This is a genomic window from Burkholderia sp. LFS061, assembly GCF_047978125.1.
Lineage (GTDB): Bacteria > Pseudomonadota > Gammaproteobacteria > Burkholderiales > Burkholderiaceae > Burkholderia > Burkholderia pyrrocinia_C.
Window position 1 is genome coordinate 1 of record NZ_JBFPFS010000115.1, and the last position, 1500, is coordinate 1500.

The following is a 1500-nucleotide window of genomic DNA, read 5'->3' on the forward strand; positions in this document are numbered from 1 at the left end:
GTGTAATGAACCGAACAACTGTAACGAACATCTCGAAGATCGCGGGCGGTATCGCGCTCGCCTTCGCGCTTGCCGCTTGTGGCGGAGGGGATGATAAACCCAATCAAGGCAAATCCAAGCCGAGCATCACGGATCCGCGGACGGGGGCTCCACTCCCCAGCAAGCCGATAGGTAAGCCAAGCGGTGTTCAAACGTCCATTCCCGGCAAGGGGCCGGCGGGCGATAATCGCCCCTCCGTTCCATTGTCATATAAAGTTTCCGCATATTCATTCATTGATGCATACAGTGGTTTTGATGTCGGTAGTCAGCATCCACTTGCCAATTTTGAAGATAGAATTGCATATAGTCAGGATGGGTATCAAGGGGCAATAGGGGCAGGCGAAGGTTACGCGCTGAAAATTGGAATTCAACCGTCAGATCCGATGTTTTTCTCGGCAGATCCCGACGATATAGCGGCAAGCATCGCCACTTTGGACGGCGGTTCAGTCGTGACCATGTGCGCTGGTGAAAACGTGACCTCCACCCCGGTTGGCAGTAGCAATATTGTAAGCATCGGATTTCTAACGCATCCGATAATTTCTGGCTTTGATCCGCTCATTAAGACTCCGGCGGTGCGAGAAATTTTTTCTCCTGAAGATTTTGCCGGAGGCGATCAAAAAATCTATTTTAATGTGATTTCATCGTGTGCGGCTGGGGATGGCGCGATTGAGGGGGGGGGGATATGGGCTCTTGATAGCGAGGGTATCAAGGAAGGTGGCAATCCTCCTGGAGTTACGGGCATGGATAGCAATATCCTCTTGATTGCCCGTGATCAGCTTGCTGGCTTGCTCGCCCGAAATTCTTCTATGAGCGGCTCTCCCACAGCACAGTCGGCGAGCAGGGTCTCAGGCGACAAAAATGGAGTCTACAACGCTCGCGCATTCATAACTTCAAGCGGGCATAGATATATTGCTCTTCGACGTGCAGTGCCGAACAACCCTGATCAAACAACCCAAATTCTCTTGGTGGCGACCGATAGTCCGATCCAAAAGTTGGAACCGATCAAAAAGTGATCTGCCCTCTGAATTTTCCGGGCTGTAGGTAGGTTTTTGGGGAGGGCATGCCCAGGCGCGAACTGCCCGGGCATGCCGCGGGTCTGCGCTTCCGAATTCAATTCGAATAGCCAGCTTTTTAGTTGTTATTGGTGGGCTCAATGGACCGGCCAGCCTTCCGTAGACATCTTCGAGCCATAATTTATGGCAACCGAGGAGGTCAGTATGAGCAGCAAACGGTACACGGATGAGTAGAGGTGGCCTCGCTCGTTCGGACAGGTTTTCGATCTTTTTAAGTGGAATGTCCGAGGCAATCATGCTGCCGACTTGATCGCAGGCAGCGTCGCGAAGTATGCCTCATCCGGCGTCTGATCCGCCAAGCTCGAATGAGGTCGTTTCCGGTTGTACAGCTCAATGTATTCGCCGATGGAACGCCGGGCATGGCTGACCGACTCGTAGGCTTTCAGGT

1 protein-coding gene and 1 pseudogene are annotated in these 1500 nt (G+C 52.7%); one reads left to right on the top strand and one right to left on the bottom strand.

Going from position 1 to position 1500, the window contains the following annotated elements; translation table 11 throughout:
* Nucleotides 1–1052 (top strand): annotated as a pseudogene (locus tag ACNQQL_RS35910) (hypothetical protein); the annotation flags it as partial.
* A gap of 293 nt (nucleotides 1053–1345) precedes the next feature.
* On the opposite strand, the gene ACNQQL_RS35915 reads toward ACNQQL_RS35910, so the two are convergent.
* The gene (locus tag ACNQQL_RS35915; protein WP_416392826.1) at nucleotides 1346–1498 is read right to left on the bottom strand and encodes an integrase core domain-containing protein; all 153 of its coding nucleotides are present in this window, start codon (nucleotides 1496–1498) and stop codon (nucleotides 1346–1348) included.
* Nucleotides 1499–1500 lie beyond the last annotated feature (2 nt).